This window comes from Mycobacterium sp. ACS1612 (genome assembly GCF_001667505.1).
Lineage (GTDB): Bacteria > Actinomycetota > Actinomycetes > Mycobacteriales > Mycobacteriaceae > Mycobacterium.
On record NZ_LZHZ01000072.1, the window covers coordinates 1 to 21485 of the forward strand.

The window sequence follows — 21485 nt, forward strand, 5'->3', positions numbered from 1 at the left end:
ACCAAGCACTGGAAGACCGCACCCCCAAGCAGGCCTACCTCGACAGCACGAACCTGCCAACTTCTTGACTCAAGACACGGTTCCGCTGGCCCGTCAAGGCTTATGTCTCAGGACATCGGTGACACATCGCCTGGGATCGCGTCCCGGTGATCAGTCGAGCACAGCCAAACGGAACCGGCCAAGGCGTTGCGGGTCCGCGGCGATGTCGATCTCGGTGATCCGCTCGCCGACGACGGTGAAGCGCAGCACCAGCGCCAGCTTGCCCTTCGGGGCGACCACGATACCGACGGCGTCATCCACCAATGCCGGTTGGGCGAACCGCGCGTTGGCCGAGAACGCCTGCGCATTGGCCGCGACGGTGCGGGCCCCGCGGAACGTGGTAGGGGTGCCCGCCGCGGCGGCGTCGACGCGCAGCACCACGTCGCTGTCGAGCACGCCGAGCAGCGCGTCGAAGTCACCGTCGCGGGCGGCCGCGTAGAACGCGTCGACGAGTCGGCGTTGACTTGCTAAATCCGTTGCGGCCTCGGGAGATTTACCACGCACGCGGCGACGGGCCCGCGACGCGAGCTGCGCGGCGGTGCTTTCGGTGCGCCCGACGATCGGTGCGATTTCGGCGAACGGCAGGTCGAACATGTCGTGCAGCACGAACGCGAGACGTTCGGCCGGGCTCAATGTCTGCAGGATGACGAGCAGCGCCACTCCGATCGAGTCGGCAAGTACCGCTTCGGCTTCCGGGTCGACGGAATCGGCGGCGACGGGCGGTACCTCGTCGAGCGGTTCCTCGGCCCGCGCGCTGCGCGCCCTCAACATGTCTAGACAGATGTGCGCGACGACCGTGGTCAACCAGCCGCGCAGATTGCGCACCTCACTGACGTCGGTGCGCTCGTACCGCAGCCACGCTTCCTGGACGGCGTCGTCGGCCTCGGTCAGCGACCCCAGCATCCGATAGGCGACGGCGCGCAGATGTGCACGGTGCTCCTCGAATGGTTCTGCGGGCACGTCGCACCTCCTGCCGTCATATTCCGCCCATGCGGGCCGTCATGGTTATGACGGGCGACGACCCGCCCACATGACAGGGAGGACGGACATGAAGGCGCTGAGGGTGGTTTTCGCGCTGCACGGGCTGATCACCCTGGCCGGCGCGATCGTGCTGATGGTGTTTCCCACGGCCATCCCGGCGATGGCTGGCATCACCATCACCAGGGGCGAGTATCTGCTCGTCTATCTGGTGGCCGCGGCGGAACTCGCGGTCGCCGTGCTCTCGTTCGGCGCGGTCCGCATCACGGACTGGGCCGCCGCGACGCTGATCGTGACGACACTCGTGGTGCTGCACGCGACGAGCGGCATCCTCGACATCGTCTACATGGCGCTCACGGAACCGAACGCGACCATGAGCTGGAACACCGGCCTGCGGTTCGTGGTCGTCGCGGTGTTTCTCGTAGTGTGGTCGGCCGCGCGTCGTCACCAGACGCCTGGCACCAACCGATAGTGCACTCGCTGGGCGTATTCGTCGTACCCCATGAGATCGGAAGTCAGCGCCTTCTCCTCGTCGAGAATGCGCGCGGCGAGCACAGCCATTCCGGGAATCACCAACAGCAGTGCCCAATACGAGCCGAGCGCAAGCGGAACACCGATCATCAGCACGACGTTGCCGGAGTACATCGGATGGCGGACAACGGAATACATACCCGTCGACACCACCTTCTGGTCGGCCTCCACGTTGATGTTCGCCGCGGCATAGCCATTCTGAATCGTCGTTCCCATCGCGATCAGCAGGCCGACACCGACCAGGACATCGCCGACGACGGAGACCGCGGCCGGCACCGATGACCAACCGAAGCGGTAGTCGAGAACGCTCACCACGATCATCGCTCCCAGCGTGAGAAACGCGAACGTGATGATGAGTTTCTGCAACGGCCGACTCTCCGCCGCCGGACCTGCCCGCATACGTCGTTGTAACGCAGCGGGATTGGTGGCGGCGAGGTACACGCTGGGAATCAGCGTGGCAGCGGCGAACACAGCAATGAACGCCCAGCCCCGCCAGTAGTCGAAGGTCTCGGCGGGAGCGAACACCAGAAGTAGGAAAATGCCGAATCCGATGATCGAGGTTGCCACCGACTGAAGGGCCGTCTTCATTGCTCGCTCCTCACCACACACCGGGTACCAGTCGGGAGCGCACCTTCTGGGTGTACTGCTGGTAGCCCGTCAGTTCCTCCGCCAATGCCTTCTCCTCGTCGAAGATGCGCGCCGCGAACAGGACCAAGTAGAAGCCATCGATCAGCAACGCCCAGAACGACCCGAGCGCAAGCGGAACGCCGATGAGCATGACCAGCGCGCCGAAGTACATCGGGTGCCGGACCAACCCGTAAAGGCCGGTGGAGATCACCGCCTGGTCCGCCTCGACCGTGATATTCGCTGCGGCATATACGTTTTGGTTGACGACGACCATGGCAATGCTGAGCCCCGCCACCACCAGCAGGTTACCGATGGCGACCACCGGGGTCGGGACGTTCGACCAGCCGAATCGATGGTCGAGCGCCGAAACCACAAGCAACGCAGCGAACGCCAGTACGATGCCCGCGCTGATGACCTGCTGGGCCGGTCTGGACTCATGGCGCGGGCCTGCGTTCATCCGCCTGCGCAGCACCGCGGGGTTGGTCAGGCCGATGTACACCGTGAAGATCACCGACAACGCCAGGTAGATGCCGAGGAACAGCCACGCCTCCCAGTAGTCGAACGTGCCCGCCGGCCAGAACAGCGCCAGCGCGAACAATCCGAAACTGAGCAGGCACGTAACCGTCACCTGTAGTGCGGTTCTCATAGCGCATCTCGGTTGCGGTAGATCCAGCAGGCGCTGAATGTCAGCGCCGCGGCGACGACGACCATGACCGTCAGCGCTACGACGGGATAGTGCGACGGCGCAGTGGTACGGCCCACCGGCGACAGGTCGATCAGCCAGCGCGGCAGCCGCAGCAGCGCGCCAAGGTACAGCGACACGACGACGAATGTCACCGCGAGCCAACCGATCCAGGCCTGCCGAAGGGCAACGGCCAACGCGGCGATGCCTGCTATGACCGCCATCGCGGGGACAAAGGCCAGACCGGCCAGTGTCAACTTCATGATGGTGGCAGGTTCGCCCAGTGTCAGACCCGCACCAAGCCCGTTGCCGAGACCGGCGAAGAACATCAACACCACCGACCCGATCAGCGCGGCGGCCACCGCCGTCAGCAGCCACCGCCACCGCGATACGTCACCGGCCAACACGGACTCGCCGAGCCCGGACTGCTCGTCGTTGTACACCCGCAGCACGGCGGTGACGACGTACGCGGTGGCGGCGGCCGCCAGGAACTGCGTCATCGTCGTGTACACACCGTCGTTGCCCTGCGCGGCCAGCACCCTGGCAAGAAGCTCGTTGTCCTCGGCGGCGTCGAGCAGCGACTTCGTCATCGATCCGAAAGCCAAGCCCGCCAAGAACAATCCGACCGTCCAGCCGATCGTCTGGCCACGCTGCAGGGTGAGATGCAACGCCAGTACGCCGGTGACCGGGCGAGCGTTGGGCCTCTCGCCGGTGGACGGGATCACGCCGTCGTCGTACTGCCTGCCGCTCTCCAGCCAGGCCGCCAGTGCCATCAGTGCCAGCGCGAGCCCCACCAGCAGCGCCAACGGCCACCAGCGCAGGTCGACGAACGGACGCATCTGTTGTGCCCACGCGATCGGGGAGAACCAACTCAACGCCGAACCGGAATTGTCGATGACGTCGCCGACGCCGCGCACCAACGCGGCCATCGCCAACACGCCCATCGCCGCTCCGGTTGCGGTGCGGGCTTGGCGCCACAGCTGCGCCGTCACGGCGGCCACCGCACCGAACACCATGGCCACGCCGGTGATTCCGAGGCACATCGCTGCGGTGTCGACGATCCGGAAGCCCGTCGACGCCATCGCCAGCGTCATGGTGACAGCGAGCACGGCGTTCACGCCGCCGACCAGGATCAGCGCGGCATAGGTGCGGGCGTAGCGGCCCACCACCGACGACAGCACCAGTTCCGCGATGCCGTTCTCTTCCTCGGCACGGGTGTGCCGAATGACCGTGGTGATCGCGAGAATCGACGTCGCGACGATCAGCGTGAGCATCAGTTCGTTGGCCATCATCGCGCCGAGGTCCGTCTCGTTGCCGCCGAACATCGGCCCGCCCAACATCATTCCCGCGGGTGTCTTGAGCAGGTTGACCCGCGCCAGTCGTTGCGCCTCTTCCGGATAGGCCAGTTTGATCGCGTTTGGGGCGTACACCATCATCAGCGTGAGCACCGCGATCCACACCGAAAGCCGAATCCGGTCGCGGCGCAGGGCCAGTCGCAGCAGGCCCGCTGCTCCGGTGAACGGTGACCCGGGCCGGGCGACCTCGTGCCGGCCCGCGACGGTTGCGGTCGTCATCGCGTCACTTCCTGATACTCACGCAGGAAGAGGTCCTCGAGCGACGCGGGCGTCACCGTGAGTTCCTCGATGCCGAGTTCGGTCAGGTGCTCCATGACGAAATCCAGGTCGGTGCGGTCCACCGAGAAGCAGACGGCGACGTCCTGCACGGTGAAGTCGTGCACGTACGGAAGCTGCTGCAGCCCGAGGGCATCACCGCGGGTGCGCACGGCGATGGTGGTGCGCATCAGGTGCCGCAACTCCGCGAGCGTGCCGGACTTCACCGCGCGGCCCGACCGGATGATCGTGACGTTGTCGCAGAGCTTCTCCACTTCTGCCAGGATGTGGCTGGACAGCAGGACGGCAGCGCCGCGCCCGGCGACCTCCTCGACACACGTCTGAAAGGCCTTCTCCATCAAGGGGTCCAGGCCTGAGGTCGGCTCGTCGAGAATGTACAACTCGGCGTTGGTGGAAAACGCGGCGACGATCGCCACCTTCTGCCGGTTGCCCTTCGAATAGGTGCGCGCCTTCTTGTGCGGGTCGAGTTCGAACCGCTCGATCAATTGGTCGCGGCGCCGGGTGTCGACGCCGTTGCCGCGCAGACCGGCCAGGAAGTCGATGGCCTGCAGCCCGGTCAGATTGGGCCACAACGTCACATCGCCTGGCACGTACGCGATGCGCCGGTGCAACGCGACCGCGTCACGCCACGGGTCGCGGCCGAGCAACCGAACCGCCCCGCCGTCGGCGCGCAGCAGGCCGAGCAGGACCCGGATCGTGGTGGACTTGCCCGCGCCGTTCGGGCCGAGGAAGCCGGTGATGTCACCCGGCGCCACCGTCAGGTCGAGACCGTCGAGAGCCTTGGTGTGGCCGAAAGACTTTGACAGTCCCCGGATTTCGACAGCGGGCTGCGACCGCGTGGTGTCAGCCCGCTGCAGGGATGCCGTCGTCATTCTGCTCTCCTTCGTTGGATGTGAACGGAATACCTTTTTCACGTGCCGCGAGGAATGCGTCGTACATGGTGGAGTCGGTCATCAGGCCCTCGGTGTAGATCTCGAGGGCGGGCAGGATCATCTGTTCGCCGTAGTCACGCAGCACTGCGCGCAGATCGGTTGGGGTGGGGTGCATCTGGATGAAAAGGAAGAATCCGCCGCCACTGGTCAGGCCGAGAAACTTGGCGCGGGCGCGCGGGTCCCGGCTGGGCTTGAGCAGGCCGTTCTGCACACCCTCCTCGAGGTACCCTTCGGCGTTGTCGATCATCCGCTGCCACATCATCTTCGCCAGTTCGCTACCGGACTGCATGCTGCGCACCAGGTAGGCCATCATCGGCGCATACGACTCGATTTCGGACATCTGCCTGAACCACTCGGCCGGATCGCTGGCCCGCATGGAGGCCGACTTCCCGGTGCGGATCTCCTCGGCGATGTAGTCGTCGCACGCCTTGCGCAGTCCGTCCTTGGAGCCGAAGTGATGGATCACCAGCGCGGCGGACACGCCCGCGGACTCGGCGATGCTGCGAAGCCCGACGTTGAACCCGTGCTCGCCCCACTGCTCGATCGCCGCGTCGCGAATCCTCGCTAGGGCCGTGCGATCGTCCGACGCTGAACGCATGTTCAGTACGCTAAACGGTCGTTCAGTGCGTCGTCAAGCACTCAGGCCGTAAAAGATCCGTAAAGACGTGTCGTGCCGCCTCCGGCCCGTTTTGCTAGGTACTTTCAGCCCGTCACAGGTGGCAACACGGGAGGACGGCGGCCAAGTGGGTAGAACGATCGGCGAGATCCTGCCGTTGGCGGTGGCTCTGGCGGCAGGGCCGCTGCCGGTCATCGCGATCATGCTCATCCTGGTTTCCGACGAGGCGAAGGCCAAAGGCCTCGGGTTCGTCATCGGCCGCATCGCCGGTCTGGCGGCGCTCGTGGCCGTTGGGCTGGTGATCTTCACGCTGATTGACGATCCGGCGCTGGCGGACCGAGGTCATCCGCGACCGGCGATGTCGGTGGCCAGGATCGTGATCGGCGTGGCGCTGATCGCGCTGGCCTGGCGGAACTGGCGGCGACGCAACGAGCCATCGAAGCCCAGTGCACTGACGCGTCGGGTGGACTCGCTGACTCCAAGGGGCTCGGTGGGCCTCGGCCTGGTGGTAAGTGTGATCGACCCGGCGAGCCTGTCGCTGGGATTCCTGTCCGGGGTGGACATCGCGGCCGCGCGGTTGCCCGTCGCGACAGCGGTGATCGTGGCCTGTGCGTTCGTCGTGCTGTCGACGCTGACGATCACGGTTCCGTTGGCGGGTTACCTGGCAGGCGGGCAGGCGGCCCGGGACCGTCTCGTCGGCATCAAGGGCTGGCTGCAGACCAACGAGAAAGCCGTGATGATGGTGTTGTTCTTGCTCATCGGGGCAATGCTGATCGGTCGCGGCATCCGCGACCTCGCCGTCGCGTGATTTCAGTCGCGGGCGGCGGCCAGCAGACCGTCGCCCAGCGGGATGAGCACGGGCGTCAACCGCTCGTCCTCAGCGATCAGGCGCGCCGCCTCACGCACCGCGACGACTTCGGCGTCCTTGGCGTTCGCGTCGCCCGCGCGTCCACCAAGGGCCGCTCGGTGCACGACGATCGCGCCGCCCGGCCGCAGCAGCCGGATGCCCTCTTCGACGAACTGAGGCTGATCGATTGGGTCGGCGTCGACGAACACCAGGTCGTAGGACTCGTCGGCCAGCCGGGTCAGCACCTCCTGCGCACGGCCGACGATCAACCGGGTTCGTCCGGGGCCGACACCCGCCTCGCTGAACGCCTGCTTGGCCAATCGTTGGTGCTCGGGCTCGACGTCGATGGTGGTGAGCACGCCGTCGTCGCGCATCCCTGAGAGCAACCACAGACCGCTGACCCCGGCGCCGGTGCCGACCTCGACCACCGCCTTGGCGCCGGTCAGCTTGGCCAGCACACAGATCAGGGCGCCGACCGCCGGGGTGACCGCACCGGCGCCGATGTCGACGCCCCGCTCCCTGGCCGCGGCGACGATGGCGTCTTCGGAGATCGAACCCTCGGCGTGGCTGACGATGGAATCGGGCCGGCTCAGCGGTCCGCCCCCGATGACGTCGTCGATGCCGGCCATGCCCGCAGCGTAGAGCGAACCCAGGTGGCCCGCAGCAGCGACACGCCCGGGCAGGTTGGCCAGAATCACAGCCCGCGGAAACTCGTTTGCGCTGGTGGGAAAATGGGTAGCGAAGGTTCTCAGGAAAAGTTCAGTTTGCTCATATGCCAACCACACCCCGGTCGGAGACGGTAACTCGCATGGAACACGGCGGACGCTGGGGTTATGGGAATAAGAGCAGCTGCGAGCGCGTTGCCGTGCACATCGAGCCGTCGATGACTGATGACGGCTGTGACCGCGATGAGCGGCTCGCGCGAAGCGCCGACAACATGGAGGATCCGACGACCACCACCACGAAGCTGTCCCCCGTGACGATGGCACACCTCGAGCAGTACACGGACGGCGAATGGGTAGAGCCGTCCGACGAGTTGACCGGTACCGCTGTCTTCGACGCCACCGGCGACAAGACCACGATGCCGTCCTGGGATGAGCTCGTACGTCAGCACGCCGACCGGGTGTACCGGCTGGCCTACCGGTTGTCGGGCAATCAGCACGACGCCGAGGACCTGACCCAGGAGACCTTCATCCGGGTGTTCCGGTCGGTGCAGAACTATCAGCCGGGCACGTTCGAAGGCTGGTTGCACCGCATCACGACCAACCTGTTCCTGGACATGGTCCGCAGGCGCGGCCGCATCCGCATGGAGGCGCTGCCCGAGGACTACGACCGGGTGCCCGCCGACGAGCCCAACCCGGAGCAGATCTATCACGATTCGCGGCTGGGACCCGACCTGCAGGCCGCACTCGATTCGCTGCCGCCGGAATTCCGTGCCGCGGTGGTGTTGTGCGACATCGAAGGTCTGTCCTACGAGGAAATCGGCGCCACGCTGGGCGTAAAGCTCGGCACCGTGCGCAGCCGGATCCACCGCGGTCGTCAGGCGCTGCGCGACTATTTGGCCAGCCGCTCCGCCGACACCGCCAAGTCGGCCTGACCGTTGGCACGTGTGGCCCACAGGCTGCCGCGCTACATTCAATTCAGGTCCGTTGATGCGGCATGACCACATGAGAGGAGCTGGGGCGATGGTCGACCCGGGACACGTGTTCCGCAGAGCATTCTCCTGGCTGCCCGCTCAGTTCGCGTCGCAGAGCGACGCGCCGGTCGGCCCGCGCCAGTTCGGGTCGACCGAACATCTGTCGATCGAGGCCGTCGCGGCATTCGTCGACGGCGAGCTTCGGATGACCGCCCATCTGCGCGCGGCGCACCATCTGTCGCTGTGTCAGCAGTGCGCAGCCGAGGTCGAGGCGCAGCGGCAGGCCCGCGCGGCGTTGCGCGACTCGGGTTCGATCGTCGTGCCGAGCTCCCTTCTCGGCATGTTGTCCCAGATCCCGCAGCACGCTCCGGTCGAGCCGCCGGACCAGCCAGACCAGCCTCAGTTCGCTGACGGCACCCCGCGGTATCGGCGTAAACGCCGGTAGGGTGATTTGCAAATGACGTGCGCCGGACTCCACGTTTCGGGTGGGCGCTCCAGTAGAGGGTGATGAACGGGTGACCAATCTGGACCAGTCGGGGCGCGAGCGTCTCGAACCGCGCCCTGTGTCCCGTCCACCCGTCGATCCGGCGTCGCGTCAAGCGTTCGGCCGGCCCGACGGCGTCAACGGTTCCTTCGCGGGCCTGGAGCGCTACCGCGACCAGGCCGAGTACACCCCGACCAACAAGCAGGCCGACCCGGTGCTCGCCGAGGCGTTCGGCAGGCCATACCCCGGCGGTGACTCGCTGCAGCGGCACCCCGCCGACGCCGGCGCGCTGGAGGCCGAACGCGACGTCCAAGACTTCGACGAAGCAGACGACCCGTGGCGCAATCCCGGTGCCGCCGCCGCGCTCGGCACGCCCGCGCTGCCGCAGTCCGCGCCCGCGCCGTCGACGGCCGCGATGGGCAAGGTCGGCGTGCGCGACGTGTTGTTCGGCGGCAAGGTGTCCTACGTCGCGCTGGCCGTGCTGGCCATTGTCGCGTTGGTGATCGGTTTCGGCGGCGGCTGGATCGGCCGCAAGACCGCCGAAGTGGTCGAGGCGTTCACCACGTCCAAGGTCACCCTGGAAACCAGTGACAACGGCCCTCCTCCTGAAGGCCAGTTCGCGAAAGTTGCTGCCGCCATTGCTGATTCGGTGGTGACAATCGAAGCCGTCAGCGACTCGGAGGGTTCGCAGGGCTCCGGCGTCGTCATCGACCCGCGCGGCTACATCGTGACCAACAACCACGTCATCTCCGAGGCAGCTGCCAACCCGAGCCAGTACAAGACCACCGTGGTGTTCAACGACGGTAAGGAAGTGCCGGCCAACCTCGTCGGCCGCGATCCGAAGACCGACCTGGCGGTGCTGAAAGTCGACAACGTCGACAACCTGTCGGTGGCCAAACTCGGCGACTCCGAGAAGTTGACCGTCGGCGACGAGGTGATCGCCGCGGGTGCCCCGCTTGGGCTGCGCAGCACCGTTACGCACGGCATCATCAGCGCGCTGCACCGGCCGGTTCCGCTGTCCGGCGACGGCTCGGACACCGACACCGTCATTGACGGTGTGCAGACCGACGCATCGATCAACCACGGCAACTCCGGCGGTCCGTTGATCAACATGAACTCCGAGGTCATCGGCATCAACACCGCGGGTAAATCGTTGTCCGACAGCGCCAGTGGCCTCGGCTTCGCGATCCCGGTCAACGAGGTCAAGCAGGTCGTCGAAGCGTTGATCAAGGACGGCAAGATCGCGCACCCGACGCTCGGCCTGACCGCCCGCTCGGTCAGCAACGACATCGCCTCGGGCGCGCAGGTCGCCAACGTCAAGGCAGGCGGGCCTGCCGAGAAGGGCGGCATCCTGGAGAACGACGTCGTCGTCAAGGTCGGCAACCGCACCGTCGCCGACGCCGACGAATTCGTAGTTGCGGTGCGCCAGTTGACGATTGGTCAGGAGGCGCCGATCGAGGTGGTGCGCGACGGTCGTCATGTGACTCTGATGGTGACGCCCGGCGCCGACAACCCGGCGGTCTGATGTTCGCGAACATCGGCTGGGGCGAGATGCTGGTCCTGGTGATCGCAGGCCTGGTGATCCTGGGACCCGAGCGGCTACCCGGTGCCATCCGCTGGACGTCGGGCGCGCTGCGGCAGGCCCGCGACTACGTCAGCGGTGCCACCAGTCAACTGCGCGACGACCTCGGCCCCGAGTTCGAGGATCTGCGCGAACCGCTCAGCGAGCTTTCCAAGCTGCGCGGCATGACGCCGCGGGCCGCGCTGACGAAACACCTTCTCGACGGCGATGATTCGATCTTCACGGGTAAGTTCGACGCATCCGAGCCGCCGGCGGAGAAGCCGCTGTCGGCGCCCGCACCGCAGCCGGTCGCGAAGCCCGAACCACCTGCCACGACGCCGTTCGACGCCGACGCCACCTAGCTTTCTGCGAAACGGCATTCCAGCACGGAAAGTGCGAGTAAAAGCGTGCCGGAATGCAGTTTCGGCGATAGGTGCTACCGCCTGGCGGGGTCCAGCCCCAGCGACATGCCTGCCAGTCCACGCTTGCGGCTGGACAGCGTGTCGGCGATCTTGCGAAGCTCCTTGCCCGCCGCCGAATCCGGCGCCGACAACACCAGCGGCACCCCGGCATCACCGGCGGACACCAGCGCCGGGTCAAGGGGAACCTGGCCCAGCAGAGGCACATCCGCGCCGACCGACCGGGACAGACTCTCGGCCACCTGCTTGCCGCCGCCCTCGCCGAAGACCTGCATGGTCGTGCCGTCGGGCATCAGCAGTCCGGACATGTTCTCCACCACGCCGGCGATGCGTTGTTTGGTCTGCAACGCGATCGCGCCCGCCCGTTCGGCCACCTCGGCGGCCGCCAGTTGCGGGGTGGTCACGACCAGGATGTCGGCGCCGGGGATCAACTGCGCCACCGAGATTGCGATGTCACCGGTACCGGGCGGCAAGTCGAGCAGCAGCACGTCGAGGTCGCCCCAGTACACGTCGGCCAGGAACTGCTGCAGCGCGCGGTGCAGCATCGGCCCACGCCACACCACCGGGGTGTTGCCCTGGGTGAACATCGCGATCGAGATGACCCGCACATCGTGGGCGACCGGCGGCAGGATCATCGACTCGACCTGCGTCGGCCGGTCGGTGGTGCCCATCATCCGCGGCACCGAATGCCCGTAGATGTCCGCGTCGAGCACGCCGACGGACAACCCGCGCGCGGCCATCGCGGCGGCCAGGTTTACCGTGACGCTGGACTTGCCGACACCGCCCTTGCCCGACGCCACCGCGTACACCCGGGTCAGCGAGCCCGGTTGCGCGAACGGGATCACCGGCTCACGGGCGTCGCCGCGCAACTGCTTGCGCAGTTCGGTGCGCTGCTCGTCGTTCATCACGTCGAGGCTGACCTTGACGGCGCCGGTGCCCGGCACGTCGGCGACCGCCCGACTGACGCGCTCGGAGATCTCCGTCTTCTTGGGGCAGGCCGCGGTGGTCAGGTACACCTCGACATGAACAGCTCGGTCGGGCTCGACGGTGACGCTCTTGACCATGCCGAGTTCGGTGATCGGCCGGCGCAGTTCCGGGTCGATCACCTTGGTCAGTGCGGCGCGGATCGCCGCTTCCAGCTCTGGGGGAGATGCAGACATCACGTCGAGTCTAGGCCGACTCGAGGGCGTCCTTAACCAACCGGTCCCGGCGCAGGTCCGGTCGCCGGCGGCAGTACCGGCTGCTCGGCAGGCGGCGGCCCCGGCGCAGGACCGGGTGCGGGACCGGGGGCAGGCTGGTCGAGGGGCGCCGGACCCGGTGGCGGAGCCTGCGGTATGAGCATTTGCGCGTCACCCGGTGCCGGTGCGACGCTCGGCGCAGGCGCCGCCGGGGTGATGCAGAAGACCGCGCATTCGGCGGGCCGCTGCTGTTCCTGCGGCGCAGCCGGCTGCTGCATCCAGGGCGGCAGCCACGGCGGCGGGGCAGGCTTCTGGGGCTCCGGCTGAAGCGGCGCCGCCACCGGAGCAGGCCCGGGCAGCGGCCCCAGCACCTGACCCGGGAACAGCTGGCTCGCGACGTCGCCGCGGCCCATCATCGGGATCAGCGCCAGCGGGTCGTTGGCGGGCAGCCCGAGCGCGTTGGCCGGCAGCCCGGGCCCAAGGCCCTCGTAGTTGTCCAGATGGGCGTCGCCGAGGGGCGGCACCGGCCCGGTGATCGGTGGCAGATCCACCGGCACCACGCCGGTCGCGTAGGCCGCGGCCCAGCCCAGCACGTTACGGGCATAGGCGATCGAGTTGTTGTAGCGAAGGATCGCCGACATCACCTGGCTCGGGTCGCGCAGGTTCAACCCGCCGCTGCAGAGGTAGCGGGCCGCCGCCAGTGACGCGTCGTAGACGTTCTGCACATCCGCCTTACCGTCGCCGTCGCCGTCGCTGGCGTAGCGCGACCAGGTGCCGGGCAGGAACTGCATCGGACCCATCGCCCGCGCGAACGTCACCCGATTCGACGTGCGACTCTGCACGATGACCTCGTTGCCGGGCAGCGTGCCGTCCAGCGCGGGACCGTAGATCGGCTGTACCGCGGTGCCGCGCGAGTCGGTGGCGCCGCCGTTGGCGTGCAGCGACTCGATGCGGCCGATGCCCGCCAGCAGGTTCCAGCTCACCCCGCACGTCGGGCTCGCGGCGGCCATCATCCGCTCCGCGTTGCGGTACGCCGACAGCGCGACCGCCGGAATGCGAAGCGTCCCAGGCGAATTCACCACCGCCGACGGCGGGGGAGCGGAGATCGTGGTCGCGGCGATATGGAAGGCGGTCGGATTCTTCTTGACTGCGACGACGGACGCGCCGTCGTGCTTGCCCGCCGAGGATGAAACGGCCGCCAGTGGCGTCACGGCGGAGTCGCGGACCGGTGTCGGTGCGGACGCGCCGACGGCACCGGCGAGGACGACAGGGGCGAGGATGACAACACCGAAGGCAGGCTTGCCTACGAGTCGCCGTGCTCGGCGCCGCGCTGCGTCAACGGCGGCTCGTCCCCCTGTGTGCACTCAACCGTCCTAGGTGTGCGGCGAATGGTGAACCAGGTCACCATACCTACTCTGCTTTCGGCTGTTGCAGCAATGGCGATACCCGGCTCAGCCAGGTCGTTTGGCCCGCCGCTCCGAACCGTCCGGCTTGGTCGCCGCTTCGCCGTCCGCAGGCGCTTGCGGCTGGCGCAACTCGGCCAGCAATTCCCGCAATTCTTCGAGTTCGCGGCGCAGGTAATCGCGGGTCGCCACCTCACCGACGGCCAACCGCAGTGCGGCCAGTTCGCGGGCCAGATATTCGGTGTCGGCCTTGGTCTGTTCGGCGCGTCGCCGGTCCTCTTCCAGCGACACCCGGTCGCGGTTCTCCTGGCGGTTCTGCGCCAGCAGGATCAGCGGCGCCGCGTACGCCGCCTGCGTGGAGAACGCGAGATTGAGCAGGATGAACGGATACGGATCCCACCGGAGGCCGACCGCGAACAGATTCAGGCCGATCCAAACGATCACGATGATGGTCTGCCACGCCAGGTAGCGACCGGTACCGAGGAAACGCGCGATCGATTCACTGAATTGGCCGACGGCCTCGGCGTCGACGTTGAACCCGAAGCTGCGGCGCGACGTGCGCGGCGTGTCCAGCCGCTGACGCGCCGACGATTCGCTCATGTCGCTCCTTCCGGAGCCGCTAGTTCGGGTTCTTCGCGTTCCCGCCAGTCGTCGGGCAGCAGATGGTCGAGGACGTCGTCGACGGATACCGCGCCAAGCAGGTGGTTCTCCTCGTCGACAACCGGACCGCAGACCAGATTGTAGGCGGCGAAATACCGGGTCACCGCGGCGAGCGGATCCTCAGGGCTCAGGCTCGGCAGATCGGTGTCGACGATGCCGCTGACCAGTTCGGCGGGCGGTTCGCGCAGCAGCCGCTGCAGGTGCACACAGCCCAGGTAGTGGCCGGTCGGCGTCGCGGTCGGCGGGCGGGTGACGAACACCAGCGACGCCACCGCGGGGGTGAGGTCGGGATCGCGGACCCGGGCCAGCGCCTCGGCCACCGTGGTGTCGGGTGCGAGTACCACCGGCTCGGACGTCATCAGGCCACCCGCGGTGTCGGGCGAGTGGCTCAGCAGCCGTCGCACGTCCTCGGAGTCCTCGGGATCCATCCGGCGCAGGAACTGTTCGGCGTCGGCCGGCGTCATCGTGCCGAGCAGGTCGGCGGCGTCGTCGGGGTCCATCGCCTCGAGCACGTCGGCCGCGCGCTCGGCTTCCAGCTTGCGCAACACGTCGGCCTGCTCGTCCTCGGGCAACTCCTGCAGCACGTCGGCCAGCCGCTCGTCGTCGAGCGCCTTCACCACCTCCAACCGGCGCTTGGCGGGGAGCTCGCGCAGCGCCTCGGCGACCTCGATCGGGCGCTGCCCCTCGAACTGTTCGAGCAGCTGCCCGACGCCCTGGTCGGGCATCGCGAGACCGGACGGAGTCAATCCGTGTACCCGGTTCCAGTCGACGATGGAGACGTTGCTGCGACGGCCGAGTCGGCGTTGCGGGCGCACCGCGACCCTGGTCACCACCCAGTCCCTGGTACGGGTCTGCTCGATGCCGAGATCGACCACCACGACGTCGATTCCGCTCAACTCGGGCAGATCGGAGTCGTCGACGCGGACCCGGGTCTCGATCACCTCGCCGAGCACGAGCACCTCGTTCGGGCGTTTGGAGAAGCGGCGCAGCGAGACGTTGCCCGTCGCGAGGGTGACCGCGCTGGGCTCGATGGCCGTAACACGCAGAATCGGAACGAAAATCCTTCGGCGAGTGAGCAATTCGACGACAAGGCCGAGCACCCGCGGCTGATGGCCCGCGACACCGATGCTGATCACCAGGTCGCGCACGCGGCCGATCGACTCGCCGTCCGGGCCGAGCACCACCAGCCCCGCGAGCCGCGCCGCGTACACCCTGTTGACCGCCGCCATGTCTGTAGAGAGTAGAGAGTGTCCTTGTGGAAAACGCGTATCGACCCCGTCGAACCTGTCTTTCGGTGCCGGGCAGCAACCCCAGGATGATCGAAAAGGCGAAGACTCTGCCCGCCGACGAGGTGTTCCTCGATCTGGAAGACGCCGTCGCGCCCGAGGCGAAGGCCGAGGCGCGGACCCAGGTGGCCGTCGCCCTCGCCGAATCGGGATGGGTGGGCCAACTGCGCGGCGTGCGGGTCAACGATTGGACGACGCCGTGGACCTACGCCGACATCATCGAGGTGGTCTCGACGGCAGGCGCGTCACTCGACATCGTCGTGCTGCCCAAGGTGACCGACGTGTCGCACATCCACGCTCTCGATCTCCTGCTGACCCAACTCGAGACTACTCACGGACTTCCGGTGGGCCGCATCGGAATTGAGGCACAGATTGAAAACGCGCAGGGGCTGGCCAACATTGACGCCATCGCGGCGGGGCCCCGCATGCAGGCGCTGATCCTCGGGCCCGCCGACATGGCGGCCAGCCTCAACATGCGCACGCTGGAAGTCGGTGAGCAGCCGGAAGGTTACGACGTCGGCGACGCGCATCACCATGTGCTGATGCGGATTCTGATCGCGGCCCGCACTCACGGTGTGCTCGCGGTCGACGGCCCGTATCTGAAGGTGCGCGACGTCGACGGTTTCCGTCGGGTGGCGGGACGGTCGGCGGCACTGGGATACGACGGCAAGTGGGTGCTGCACCCGGATCAGATCGCGGCGGGCAACGACGTTTTCAGCCCGCGGCAGAAGGACTACGACCATGCCGAGTTGATCCTCGAGGCCTACGAATGGCATACGTCGCGGGCGGGCGGGGCCCGCGGAGCGGCGATGCTCGGCGACGAGATGATCGACGAGGCCAGCCGCAAGATGGCGTTGGTGATCGCGGGAAAGGGCCGCGCCGCGGGTATGCTGCGCACCGCCGAACCGTTCCGGCCGCCGAGCTAACGCGTCACGGCGCCCACTGCCAGCCGCTGGCGTAGAGGCTGATCGACAGCAGCACGTAGAGGAGCCAACCCACGACGGCGAGGCCGCCGATGATCGTGCCAACCAACGCCAGCACGTAGCCGTCCTGGCCGGTGCGTTTGGTTTCACGCATGGCGACCACGCCCAGCACCAGGCCGACCATCGACGGCAGCCCGCAGCAGAACAGTCCCGCCAGCGACGTCACCAGCGAGCCGATCGCCTTGCTGTTGATGCCCGGCGGCCTGATCGGCCGATACGGGTCGTAGTAACCCGGATAGCCCGGCGGCGGGTACACCGGCGGCGGCAACCCGTAATCCGCCGGATAGTCGACAGGCGGAGTGGGATCCGGGTCGCTGGCCGTCATCGTCAGCTACTGAACGCCACCACGAAGAAGATGAGGCCGACGACCAGCGACAGCGCTCCGACCGCGATACCGGCGACCGCGAAGCCGTGGCCCTGTTCCCCTGTCCGCTTGATCTGGTTCAGTGCGACGATGCCCAGTGCGATGCCCGCGATGGAGCCGAGCCAGCATAGGAACCCGACCAGCGAGGCGACCAGCGACGCGATGGCCATCGGGTTGGTCTTCGGCTGCGGCGGGCCGTAGGGGGAGTACTCGGGTGCCGGATAGCCCATCGGCGGCGGCCCGTAGCCAGGGGGCGGAGGGGGATAGCCGGGCGCCTGCCCCCCGAACTGCGGTGCGCCGTACTGCGGCGGAGGCGGGTATGACGGAGCGCCGTAGCCGGCGGGAGTGGGGTAGGGCGGCGGCGGGTAGCCGGGTTGGGCGGCGTCTGGTGCCGGGTACGACGGGGGTTGCGGCGACTCGGCTGGCGGGAAACCCGGGTAGCCGGGCTGCTGCGGATAGCTGGGCGCTTCGTAGACCGGGGGCGGGCTGTACGCGGGCGGTGGGGTGTAGCCGGATTGTTCGCTCGACTGCTCGCCGGATTGTTCGCCGGACTGCTCGATCGAGGGTGCCTCGTAGCCGCCGGACGTCGGCTCCGACGCCTCGCCGCTGGAATCGGATGATGCCGTTTGGCCTGCGTCCTCGCCCGGATTTGTCATGCTGATCAACCTAGCGCAAGTACTGGGCACCAACGCGGCCGTCGTAGCGTTGATCCGGATGAGAAACGATACGCAAATCAGGCGCGCATAGAGGAGATGGAGCAGCGATGACCAGCCCGTTTCAGCCAGGACAAGCCCCGGGCGCAAAACCGGGCGGTGCAACTGCGGGGCGCGGTGGCCCGGCCCCGCTGCCCACCCCGCCGAAGGGGTGGCCCATCGGTTCGTACCCGACCTACGCCGAGGCTCAGCGTGCGGTCGACTACCTGTCGGACCAACAATTCCCGGTGCAGCAGGTGACCATCGTCGGCGTCGACCTGATGCAGGTGGAACGCGTCACCGGCAGGCTGACCTGGCCGAAGGTGCTCGGCGGCGGTGTGCTCACCGGGGCGTGGCTGGGCCTGTTCATCGGCCTGATCCTCGGCTTTTTCAGCCCCAGCCCGTGGGGCGCGCTGGCCACCGGGCTCGTCGCCGGGGTGTTCTTCGGCCTGATCACCTCCGCCATCCCGTATGCGATGGCGCGCGGCACAAGAGATTTCAGCTCGACCATGCAGCTCGTCGCCGGTCGCTACGACGTGCTCTGCGATCCGCAGAACGCCGAGCGCGGCCGGGATCTGCTGGCGCGCTTGACGATCTGACCCTCGTTTCGCCGCGAGCGACCGCGTCTGCATGTAGACACGCCGGTGGCAGCTGGCAGTTTGCGGTCGCTCGCAATTGCGTAACGGTGTGCGACGCGCGCAGCGAAAGTGTTGCGTATCACGCCTGACTGGCAATACGGTTTGCCCGCGGGAGAGTCCCGTCAGACGGGAGTTTCAGTGGTGGGCCCACGGCGGCTAGGTGCTGCGGCATTGGCCGCGTTGACGACTGCGTCGGTGGTATCCGCGTGTGCATCCAACGGCGGCGGAACCGTCATCAATTTCTACACCCCGGCTAACGAGATGGCCACGTTCACGGCGGTGGCCAAGCGCTGCAACGAGCAACCCGGCGGACGCTTCACCATTCAGCAAATCAGCTTGCCGAAGGGCGCCGACGACCAGCGGTTGCAGTTGGCGCGGCGGCTCACCGGCAACGACAAGACGCTGGACGTGATGGCGCTCGACGTGGTGTGGACCGCCGAGTTCGCCGAAGCCGGTTGGGCGTTGCCGCTTTCCGACGATCCTGCGGGCAAGGCCGAGGCCGATGCCAACAACGACACGCTGCCCGGGCCGCTTCAGACAGCCACCTGGCAGGACAAGCTCTACGCCGCACCGGTCACGACGAACACCCAATTGCTCTGGTACCGCGCCGATTTGATGGACGAACCACCGAAGACGTGGGACGACATGGTGGCCGAGGCGGCGCGACTGCACGCGGCGGGCAAGCCGAGTTGGATCGCCGTTCAGGCCAAGCAGTACGAAGGTCTGGTCGTGTGGTTCAACACCTTGCTGGAAAGCGCTGGCGGTCAAGTGCTTTCCGACGACGGGAAAACCGTCACGCTGACCGACACACCGGAACACCGCGCCGCCACCGTCAAGGCGCTGCAGATCATGAAGGCCGTTGCTACCGCGCCGGGGGCGGATCCGTCGATCACGCAGACCGACGAGGGAACCGCCAGGCTCGCGCTCGAACAGGGCAAAGCCGCGCTGGAAGTGAACTGGCCATTCGTCCTGCCGTCGATGCTCGAGAACGCCGTCAAGGGCGGTGTCAGCTTCCTGCCGCTGGACAAGCAGCCCGACCTGGAGGGCAGCATCAACGACGTCGGGACGTTCTCGCCCACCGATGAGCAGTTCAAATCGGCATACGAGGCCAGCAAGAAGGTGTTCGGGTTCGCGAACTACCCTGGTGTGCAGCCAGGTCAGCCCGCCAAGGTGACGCTGGGCGGCCTGAATCTCGCGGTCGCCAGGACATCCCAACACCGCGCGGAAGCGTTCGAAGCAATCCGCTGCCTGCGCGACGTCGACAACCAGCGGTACACCTCGGTGGAGGGTGGCCTGCCGGCGGTACGGGCGTCGCTGTACGACGACCCCACCTTCCAGGCCAAGTACCCGCAGTACGCGATCATCAAGGAGCAGCTCACCGACGCCGCGGTGCGCCCGGCGACGCCGGTCTACCAGGCGGTGTCCACGCGCATCTCGGTCACCCTTGCGCCGATCACCGCCATCGATCCGGAACGCACCGCCGATGACCTGACCACCCAGGTGCAGAAGGCAATCGACGGTAAGGGGCTGATCCCATGACCGCTGTTGCGCCCACGCCCACAGCGCCGAGGATCGGCACCGACGACAAGAAGTCGGAACGGCGACTGGCGTACCTGCTGATCGCCCCGGCAGTGCTGCTGATGTTGTTGGTCACCGCATATCCGATCGGATACGCGGTGTGGCTGAGCCTGCAGCGCTACAACCTCGCCACCCCGGACGACACAGCGTTCGTCGGCCTGGGCAACTACATCACCGTGCTGTCCGACCGGTATTGGTGGACGGCGTTCGTGGTGACCCTGGCGATCACCGTGGTGTCGGTGGCCATCGAATTCGTGCTCGGTATGGCGCTGGCACTGGTCATGCACCGGACCATCTTCGGTAAAGGCGTGGTTCGCACCGCGATCCTGATCCCGTACGGCATCGTCACCGTCGCCGCGTCGTACAGCTGGTATTACGCGTGGACGCCTGGCACCGGCTATTTGGCCAATCTGCTGCCGGAGGGCAGCGCGCCGCTGACCCAACAGATTCCGTCGCTGGCGATCGTGGTGCTGGCCGAGGTGTGGAAGACGACGCCGTTCATGGCGCTGCTGCTGCTCGCCGGATTGGCGCTGGTGCCGCAGGATCTGCTGAACGCCGCGCAGGTCGACGGCGCGGGTGCCTGGCGGCGGTTGGTCAAAGTGATTCTGCCGCTGATCAAACCGGCCATCCTGGTGGCGCTGCTGTTCCGCACACTCGACGCGTTCCGGATCTTCGACAACATCTACGTGCTCACCGGCGGCGCCAACGAGACGGGATCGGTGTCGATCCTGGGCTACGACAACCTGTTCAAGGCGTTCAACCTGGGTCTCGGGTCGGCAATCAGCGTGCTGATCTTCCTGTCGGTGGCGCTCATCGCGTTCATCTACATCAAGCTCTTCGGTGCCGCGGCGCCCGGGTCTGAAGAAGAGAGGCGCTGATGTCGACGTCTGAACGGGTCGGCGCGGGACGGGCGACGGGCTGGACCGTCGTCAACATCCTGGTCGTGGTGTACGCGCTGTTTCCGGTGCTGTGGATCCTCAGCCTGTCGCTCAAGCCGACGTCAACCGTCAAGGACGGCAAGCTGATTCCCACGCAGATCACCTTCGACAACTACAAGGGCATCTTCCAAGGCGACATCTTCACCTCGGCGCTGACCAACTCGATCGGAATCGGGTTGATCACCACGGTGATCGCGGTGGTGGTGGGTGGTATGGCCGCCTATGCCGTTGCGCGGCTGTCGTTTCCAGGTAAACGGCTACTGGTCGGGGTGGCGCTGTTGATCGCAATGTTCCCGCAGATCTCGCTGGTGACGCCGATCTTCAACATGTGGCGCAGCATCGGGCTGTTCGACACCTGGCCCGGCCTGATCATCCCGTACATCACCTTCGCGCTGCCGCTGGCCATCTATACGTTGTCGGCGTTCTTCCGCGAGATCCCGTGGGATCTGGAGAAGGCCGCGAAGATGGACGGCGCCACGCCGGCCCAGGCGTTCCGGAAAGTGATTGCGCCACTGGCCGCACCGGGCATCGTCACGGCTGCGATCCTGGTGTTCATTTTCGCGTGGAACGACCTGCTGCTGGCCCTGTCGCTGACGGCGACCCAGCGGGCGATCACCGCGCCGGTGGCGATCGCCAACTTCACCGGCAGTTCGCAATTCGAGGAGCCGACCGGTTCGATTGCCGCCGGGGCGATGGTGATCACCATCCCGATCGTTATCTTTGTCCTGATTTTCCAACGACGGATCGTTGCCGGCCTGACGTCCGGTGCGGTGAAGGGATAG

24 protein-coding genes are annotated in these 21485 nt (G+C 67.0%); 11 read left to right on the forward strand and 13 right to left on the reverse strand.

Annotated elements, in window-relative coordinates; all coding sequences use genetic code 11:
- Window positions 1-150: 150 nt before the first annotated feature.
- Window positions 151-999 (reverse strand): sigma-70 family RNA polymerase sigma factor, encoded by an 849-nt coding sequence (locus A5724_RS30990; protein ID WP_067811653.1) that lies wholly within the window; start codon window positions 997-999, stop codon window positions 151-153.
- Between the two features lie 88 nt (window positions 1000-1087).
- On the opposite strand from A5724_RS30990, the gene A5724_RS30995 reads away from it, so the two are divergent.
- Window positions 1088-1489: a hypothetical protein gene (locus tag A5724_RS30995; RefSeq protein ID WP_067811656.1), complete on the forward strand. Its 402-nt coding sequence runs from the start codon at window positions 1088-1090 to the stop codon at window positions 1487-1489.
- Here A5724_RS30995 and A5724_RS31000 read toward each other — a convergent pair.
- From A5724_RS31000 to A5724_RS31020, 5 genes are read right to left on the reverse strand one after another with little or no spacing between them, the layout of a single operon-like run.
- Window positions 1462-2136, reverse strand: a complete 675-nt coding sequence (locus A5724_RS31000; RefSeq protein ID WP_067811658.1) for an isoprenylcysteine carboxylmethyltransferase family protein — start codon at window positions 2134-2136, stop codon at window positions 1462-1464. The genes A5724_RS30995 and A5724_RS31000 overlap by 28 nt on opposite strands.
- 10 nt (window positions 2137-2146) lie before the next feature.
- Entirely contained in the window at window positions 2147-2821 is a 675-nt protein-coding gene (locus A5724_RS31005; RefSeq protein WP_067811660.1) for an isoprenylcysteine carboxylmethyltransferase family protein, read from the reverse strand.
- On the reverse strand, window positions 2818-4431 hold the full coding sequence (locus A5724_RS31010) for an ABC transporter permease (RefSeq protein ID WP_067811662.1): 1614 nt from the start codon (window positions 4429-4431) through the stop codon (window positions 2818-2820). Before A5724_RS31010 ends, A5724_RS31005 begins: the two co-directional genes overlap by 4 nt.
- A complete protein-coding gene (locus A5724_RS31015) occupies window positions 4428-5360 on the reverse strand; it encodes an ABC transporter ATP-binding protein (protein ID WP_067811665.1) in 933 nt (310 codons plus the stop codon). The genes A5724_RS31010 and A5724_RS31015 overlap by 4 nt, the downstream gene beginning before the upstream one ends.
- A complete protein-coding gene (locus tag A5724_RS31020; RefSeq protein WP_067811667.1) occupies window positions 5332-6018 on the reverse strand; it encodes a TetR/AcrR family transcriptional regulator in 687 nt (228 codons plus the stop codon). The genes A5724_RS31015 and A5724_RS31020 overlap by 29 nt, the downstream gene beginning before the upstream one ends.
- Window positions 6019-6163: 145 nt before the next feature.
- On the opposite strand from A5724_RS31020, the gene A5724_RS31025 reads away from it, so the two are divergent.
- Window positions 6164-6844 carry a GAP family protein gene (locus A5724_RS31025; protein ID WP_197518859.1) on the forward strand — a complete coding sequence of 227 codons (681 nt, stop codon included), beginning with the start codon at window positions 6164-6166 and terminating at the stop codon, window positions 6842-6844.
- A 2-nt stretch (window positions 6845-6846) separates the two neighbouring features.
- Here the strand turns inward: A5724_RS31025 and A5724_RS31030 are convergent, their stop codons facing one another.
- Window positions 6847-7512 carry an O-methyltransferase gene (locus A5724_RS31030; RefSeq protein ID WP_067811752.1) on the reverse strand — a complete coding sequence of 222 codons (666 nt, stop codon included), beginning with the start codon at window positions 7510-7512 and terminating at the stop codon, window positions 6847-6849.
- 254 nt (window positions 7513-7766) lie between these two features.
- Between A5724_RS31030 and sigE the strand changes: the two genes are divergently transcribed.
- The 4 genes from sigE (at window position 7767) to tatB (ending at window position 10926) form a co-directional block, all read left to right on the forward strand.
- Window positions 7767-8480 (forward strand): RNA polymerase sigma factor SigE, encoded by a 714-nt coding sequence (gene sigE / locus A5724_RS31035; protein WP_369830688.1) that lies wholly within the window; start codon window positions 7767-7769, stop codon window positions 8478-8480.
- A gap of 88 nt (window positions 8481-8568) precedes the next feature.
- Window positions 8569-8964, forward strand: a complete 396-nt coding sequence (gene rseA, locus A5724_RS31040; protein WP_067811674.1) for an anti-sigma E factor RseA — start codon at window positions 8569-8571, stop codon at window positions 8962-8964.
- A gap of 70 nt (window positions 8965-9034) precedes the next feature.
- Window positions 9035-10528, forward strand: coding sequence for a S1C family serine protease (locus tag A5724_RS31045; RefSeq protein ID WP_067811676.1), 1494 nt, complete (start codon window positions 9035-9037; stop codon window positions 10526-10528).
- Window positions 10528-10926 (forward strand): Sec-independent protein translocase protein TatB, encoded by a 399-nt coding sequence (gene tatB / locus A5724_RS31050; RefSeq protein ID WP_067811679.1) that lies wholly within the window; start codon window positions 10528-10530, stop codon window positions 10924-10926. Before A5724_RS31045 ends, tatB begins: the two co-directional genes overlap by 1 nt.
- Window positions 10927-11000: 74 nt before the next feature.
- On the opposite strand, the gene A5724_RS31055 is transcribed toward tatB, so the two are convergent.
- From A5724_RS31055 to A5724_RS31070, 4 genes are all read right to left on the reverse strand, one after another.
- The gene (locus A5724_RS31055; protein WP_067811681.1) at window positions 11001-12143 is read right to left on the reverse strand and encodes an Mrp/NBP35 family ATP-binding protein; all 1143 of its coding nucleotides are present in this window, start codon (window positions 12141-12143) and stop codon (window positions 11001-11003) included.
- 32 nt (window positions 12144-12175) lie between these two features.
- Window positions 12176-13525 carry a lytic transglycosylase domain-containing protein gene (locus A5724_RS31060; RefSeq protein WP_067811684.1) on the reverse strand — a complete coding sequence of 450 codons (1350 nt, stop codon included), beginning with the start codon at window positions 13523-13525 and terminating at the stop codon, window positions 12176-12178.
- Between the two features lie 87 nt (window positions 13526-13612).
- Complete coding sequence (locus A5724_RS31065) at window positions 13613-14164, reverse strand: DUF1003 domain-containing protein (RefSeq protein ID WP_067811687.1); 552 nt, start codon at window positions 14162-14164, stop codon at window positions 13613-13615.
- A complete protein-coding gene (locus tag A5724_RS31070) occupies window positions 14161-15453 on the reverse strand; it encodes a magnesium transporter MgtE N-terminal domain-containing protein (RefSeq protein WP_067811689.1) in 1293 nt (430 codons plus the stop codon). The genes A5724_RS31065 and A5724_RS31070 overlap by 4 nt, the downstream gene beginning before the upstream one ends.
- 26 nt (window positions 15454-15479) lie before the next feature.
- Here A5724_RS31070 and A5724_RS31075 point away from each other — a divergent pair, with 26 nt between their 5' ends.
- Window positions 15480-16436: a CoA ester lyase gene (locus tag A5724_RS31075; protein ID WP_082965372.1), complete on the forward strand. Its 957-nt coding sequence runs from the start codon at window positions 15480-15482 to the stop codon at window positions 16434-16436.
- A gap of 4 nt (window positions 16437-16440) precedes the next feature.
- Here the strand turns inward: A5724_RS31075 and A5724_RS31080 are convergent, their stop codons facing one another.
- Complete coding sequence (locus A5724_RS31080; protein ID WP_067811694.1) at window positions 16441-16818, reverse strand: DUF4190 domain-containing protein; 378 nt, start codon at window positions 16816-16818, stop codon at window positions 16441-16443.
- A 2-nt stretch (window positions 16819-16820) separates the two neighbouring features.
- The gene (locus tag A5724_RS31085; protein ID WP_082965373.1) at window positions 16821-17513 is read right to left on the reverse strand and encodes a DUF4190 domain-containing protein; all 693 of its coding nucleotides are present in this window, start codon (window positions 17511-17513) and stop codon (window positions 16821-16823) included.
- A 107-nt stretch (window positions 17514-17620) separates the two neighbouring features.
- On the opposite strand from A5724_RS31085, the gene A5724_RS31090 reads away from it, so the two are divergent.
- The 4 genes from A5724_RS31090 (at window position 17621) to A5724_RS31105 (ending at window position 21485) form a co-directional block, all read left to right on the forward strand.
- On the forward strand, window positions 17621-18148 hold the full coding sequence (locus tag A5724_RS31090) for a general stress protein (protein WP_067811696.1): 528 nt from the start codon (window positions 17621-17623) through the stop codon (window positions 18146-18148).
- A gap of 180 nt (window positions 18149-18328) precedes the next feature.
- Window positions 18329-19726, forward strand: coding sequence for an ABC transporter substrate-binding protein (locus A5724_RS31095; RefSeq protein WP_067811699.1), 1398 nt, complete (start codon window positions 18329-18331; stop codon window positions 19724-19726).
- Window positions 19723-20643: a carbohydrate ABC transporter permease gene (locus tag A5724_RS31100; RefSeq protein ID WP_067811701.1), complete on the forward strand. Its 921-nt coding sequence runs from the start codon at window positions 19723-19725 to the stop codon at window positions 20641-20643. Before A5724_RS31095 ends, A5724_RS31100 begins: the two co-directional genes overlap by 4 nt.
- The gene (locus A5724_RS31105) at window positions 20643-21485 is read left to right on the forward strand and encodes a carbohydrate ABC transporter permease (RefSeq protein ID WP_067811703.1); all 843 of its coding nucleotides are present in this window, start codon (window positions 20643-20645) and stop codon (window positions 21483-21485) included. Before A5724_RS31100 ends, A5724_RS31105 begins: the two co-directional genes overlap by 1 nt.

Coding starts and splice junctions, on each gene's coding strand:
- A5724_RS30995 (WP_067811656.1), top strand. CDS start 1,088: ATGAAGGCGCTGAGGGTGGTTTTCGCGCTGCACGGGCTGATCACCCTG.
- A5724_RS31000 (WP_067811658.1), bottom strand. CDS start 2,136: ATGAAGACGGCCCTTCAGTCGGTGGCAACCTCGATCATCGGATTCGGC.
- A5724_RS31005 (WP_067811660.1), bottom strand. CDS start 2,821: ATGAGAACCGCACTACAGGTGACGGTTACGTGCCTGCTCAGTTTCGGA.
- A5724_RS31010 (WP_067811662.1), bottom strand. CDS start 4,431: ATGACGACCGCAACCGTCGCGGGCCGGCACGAGGTCGCCCGGCCCGGG.
- A5724_RS31015 (WP_067811665.1), bottom strand. CDS start 5,360: ATGACGACGGCATCCCTGCAGCGGGCTGACACCACGCGGTCGCAGCCC.
- A5724_RS31020 (WP_067811667.1), bottom strand. CDS start 6,018: ATGCGTTCAGCGTCGGACGATCGCACGGCCCTAGCGAGGATTCGCGAC.
- A5724_RS31030 (WP_067811752.1), bottom strand. CDS start 7,512: ATGGCCGGCATCGACGACGTCATCGGGGGCGGACCGCTGAGCCGGCCC.
- sigE (WP_369830688.1), top strand. CDS start 7,767: ATGACTGATGACGGCTGTGACCGCGATGAGCGGCTCGCGCGAAGCGCC.
- rseA (WP_067811674.1), top strand. CDS start 8,569: ATGGTCGACCCGGGACACGTGTTCCGCAGAGCATTCTCCTGGCTGCCC.
- tatB (WP_067811679.1), top strand. CDS start 10,528: ATGTTCGCGAACATCGGCTGGGGCGAGATGCTGGTCCTGGTGATCGCA.
- A5724_RS31055 (WP_067811681.1), bottom strand. CDS start 12,143: ATGTCTGCATCTCCCCCAGAGCTGGAAGCGGCGATCCGCGCCGCACTG.
- A5724_RS31065 (WP_067811687.1), bottom strand. CDS start 14,164: ATGAGCGAATCGTCGGCGCGTCAGCGGCTGGACACGCCGCGCACGTCG.
- A5724_RS31070 (WP_067811689.1), bottom strand. CDS start 15,453: ATGGCGGCGGTCAACAGGGTGTACGCGGCGCGGCTCGCGGGGCTGGTG.
- A5724_RS31080 (WP_067811694.1), bottom strand. CDS start 16,818: ATGACGGCCAGCGACCCGGATCCCACTCCGCCTGTCGACTATCCGGCG.
- A5724_RS31085 (WP_082965373.1), bottom strand. CDS start 17,513: ATGACAAATCCGGGCGAGGACGCAGGCCAAACGGCATCATCCGATTCC.
- A5724_RS31090 (WP_067811696.1), top strand. CDS start 17,621: ATGACCAGCCCGTTTCAGCCAGGACAAGCCCCGGGCGCAAAACCGGGC.
- A5724_RS31100 (WP_067811701.1), top strand. CDS start 19,723: ATGACCGCTGTTGCGCCCACGCCCACAGCGCCGAGGATCGGCACCGAC.
- A5724_RS31105 (WP_067811703.1), top strand. CDS start 20,643: ATGTCGACGTCTGAACGGGTCGGCGCGGGACGGGCGACGGGCTGGACC.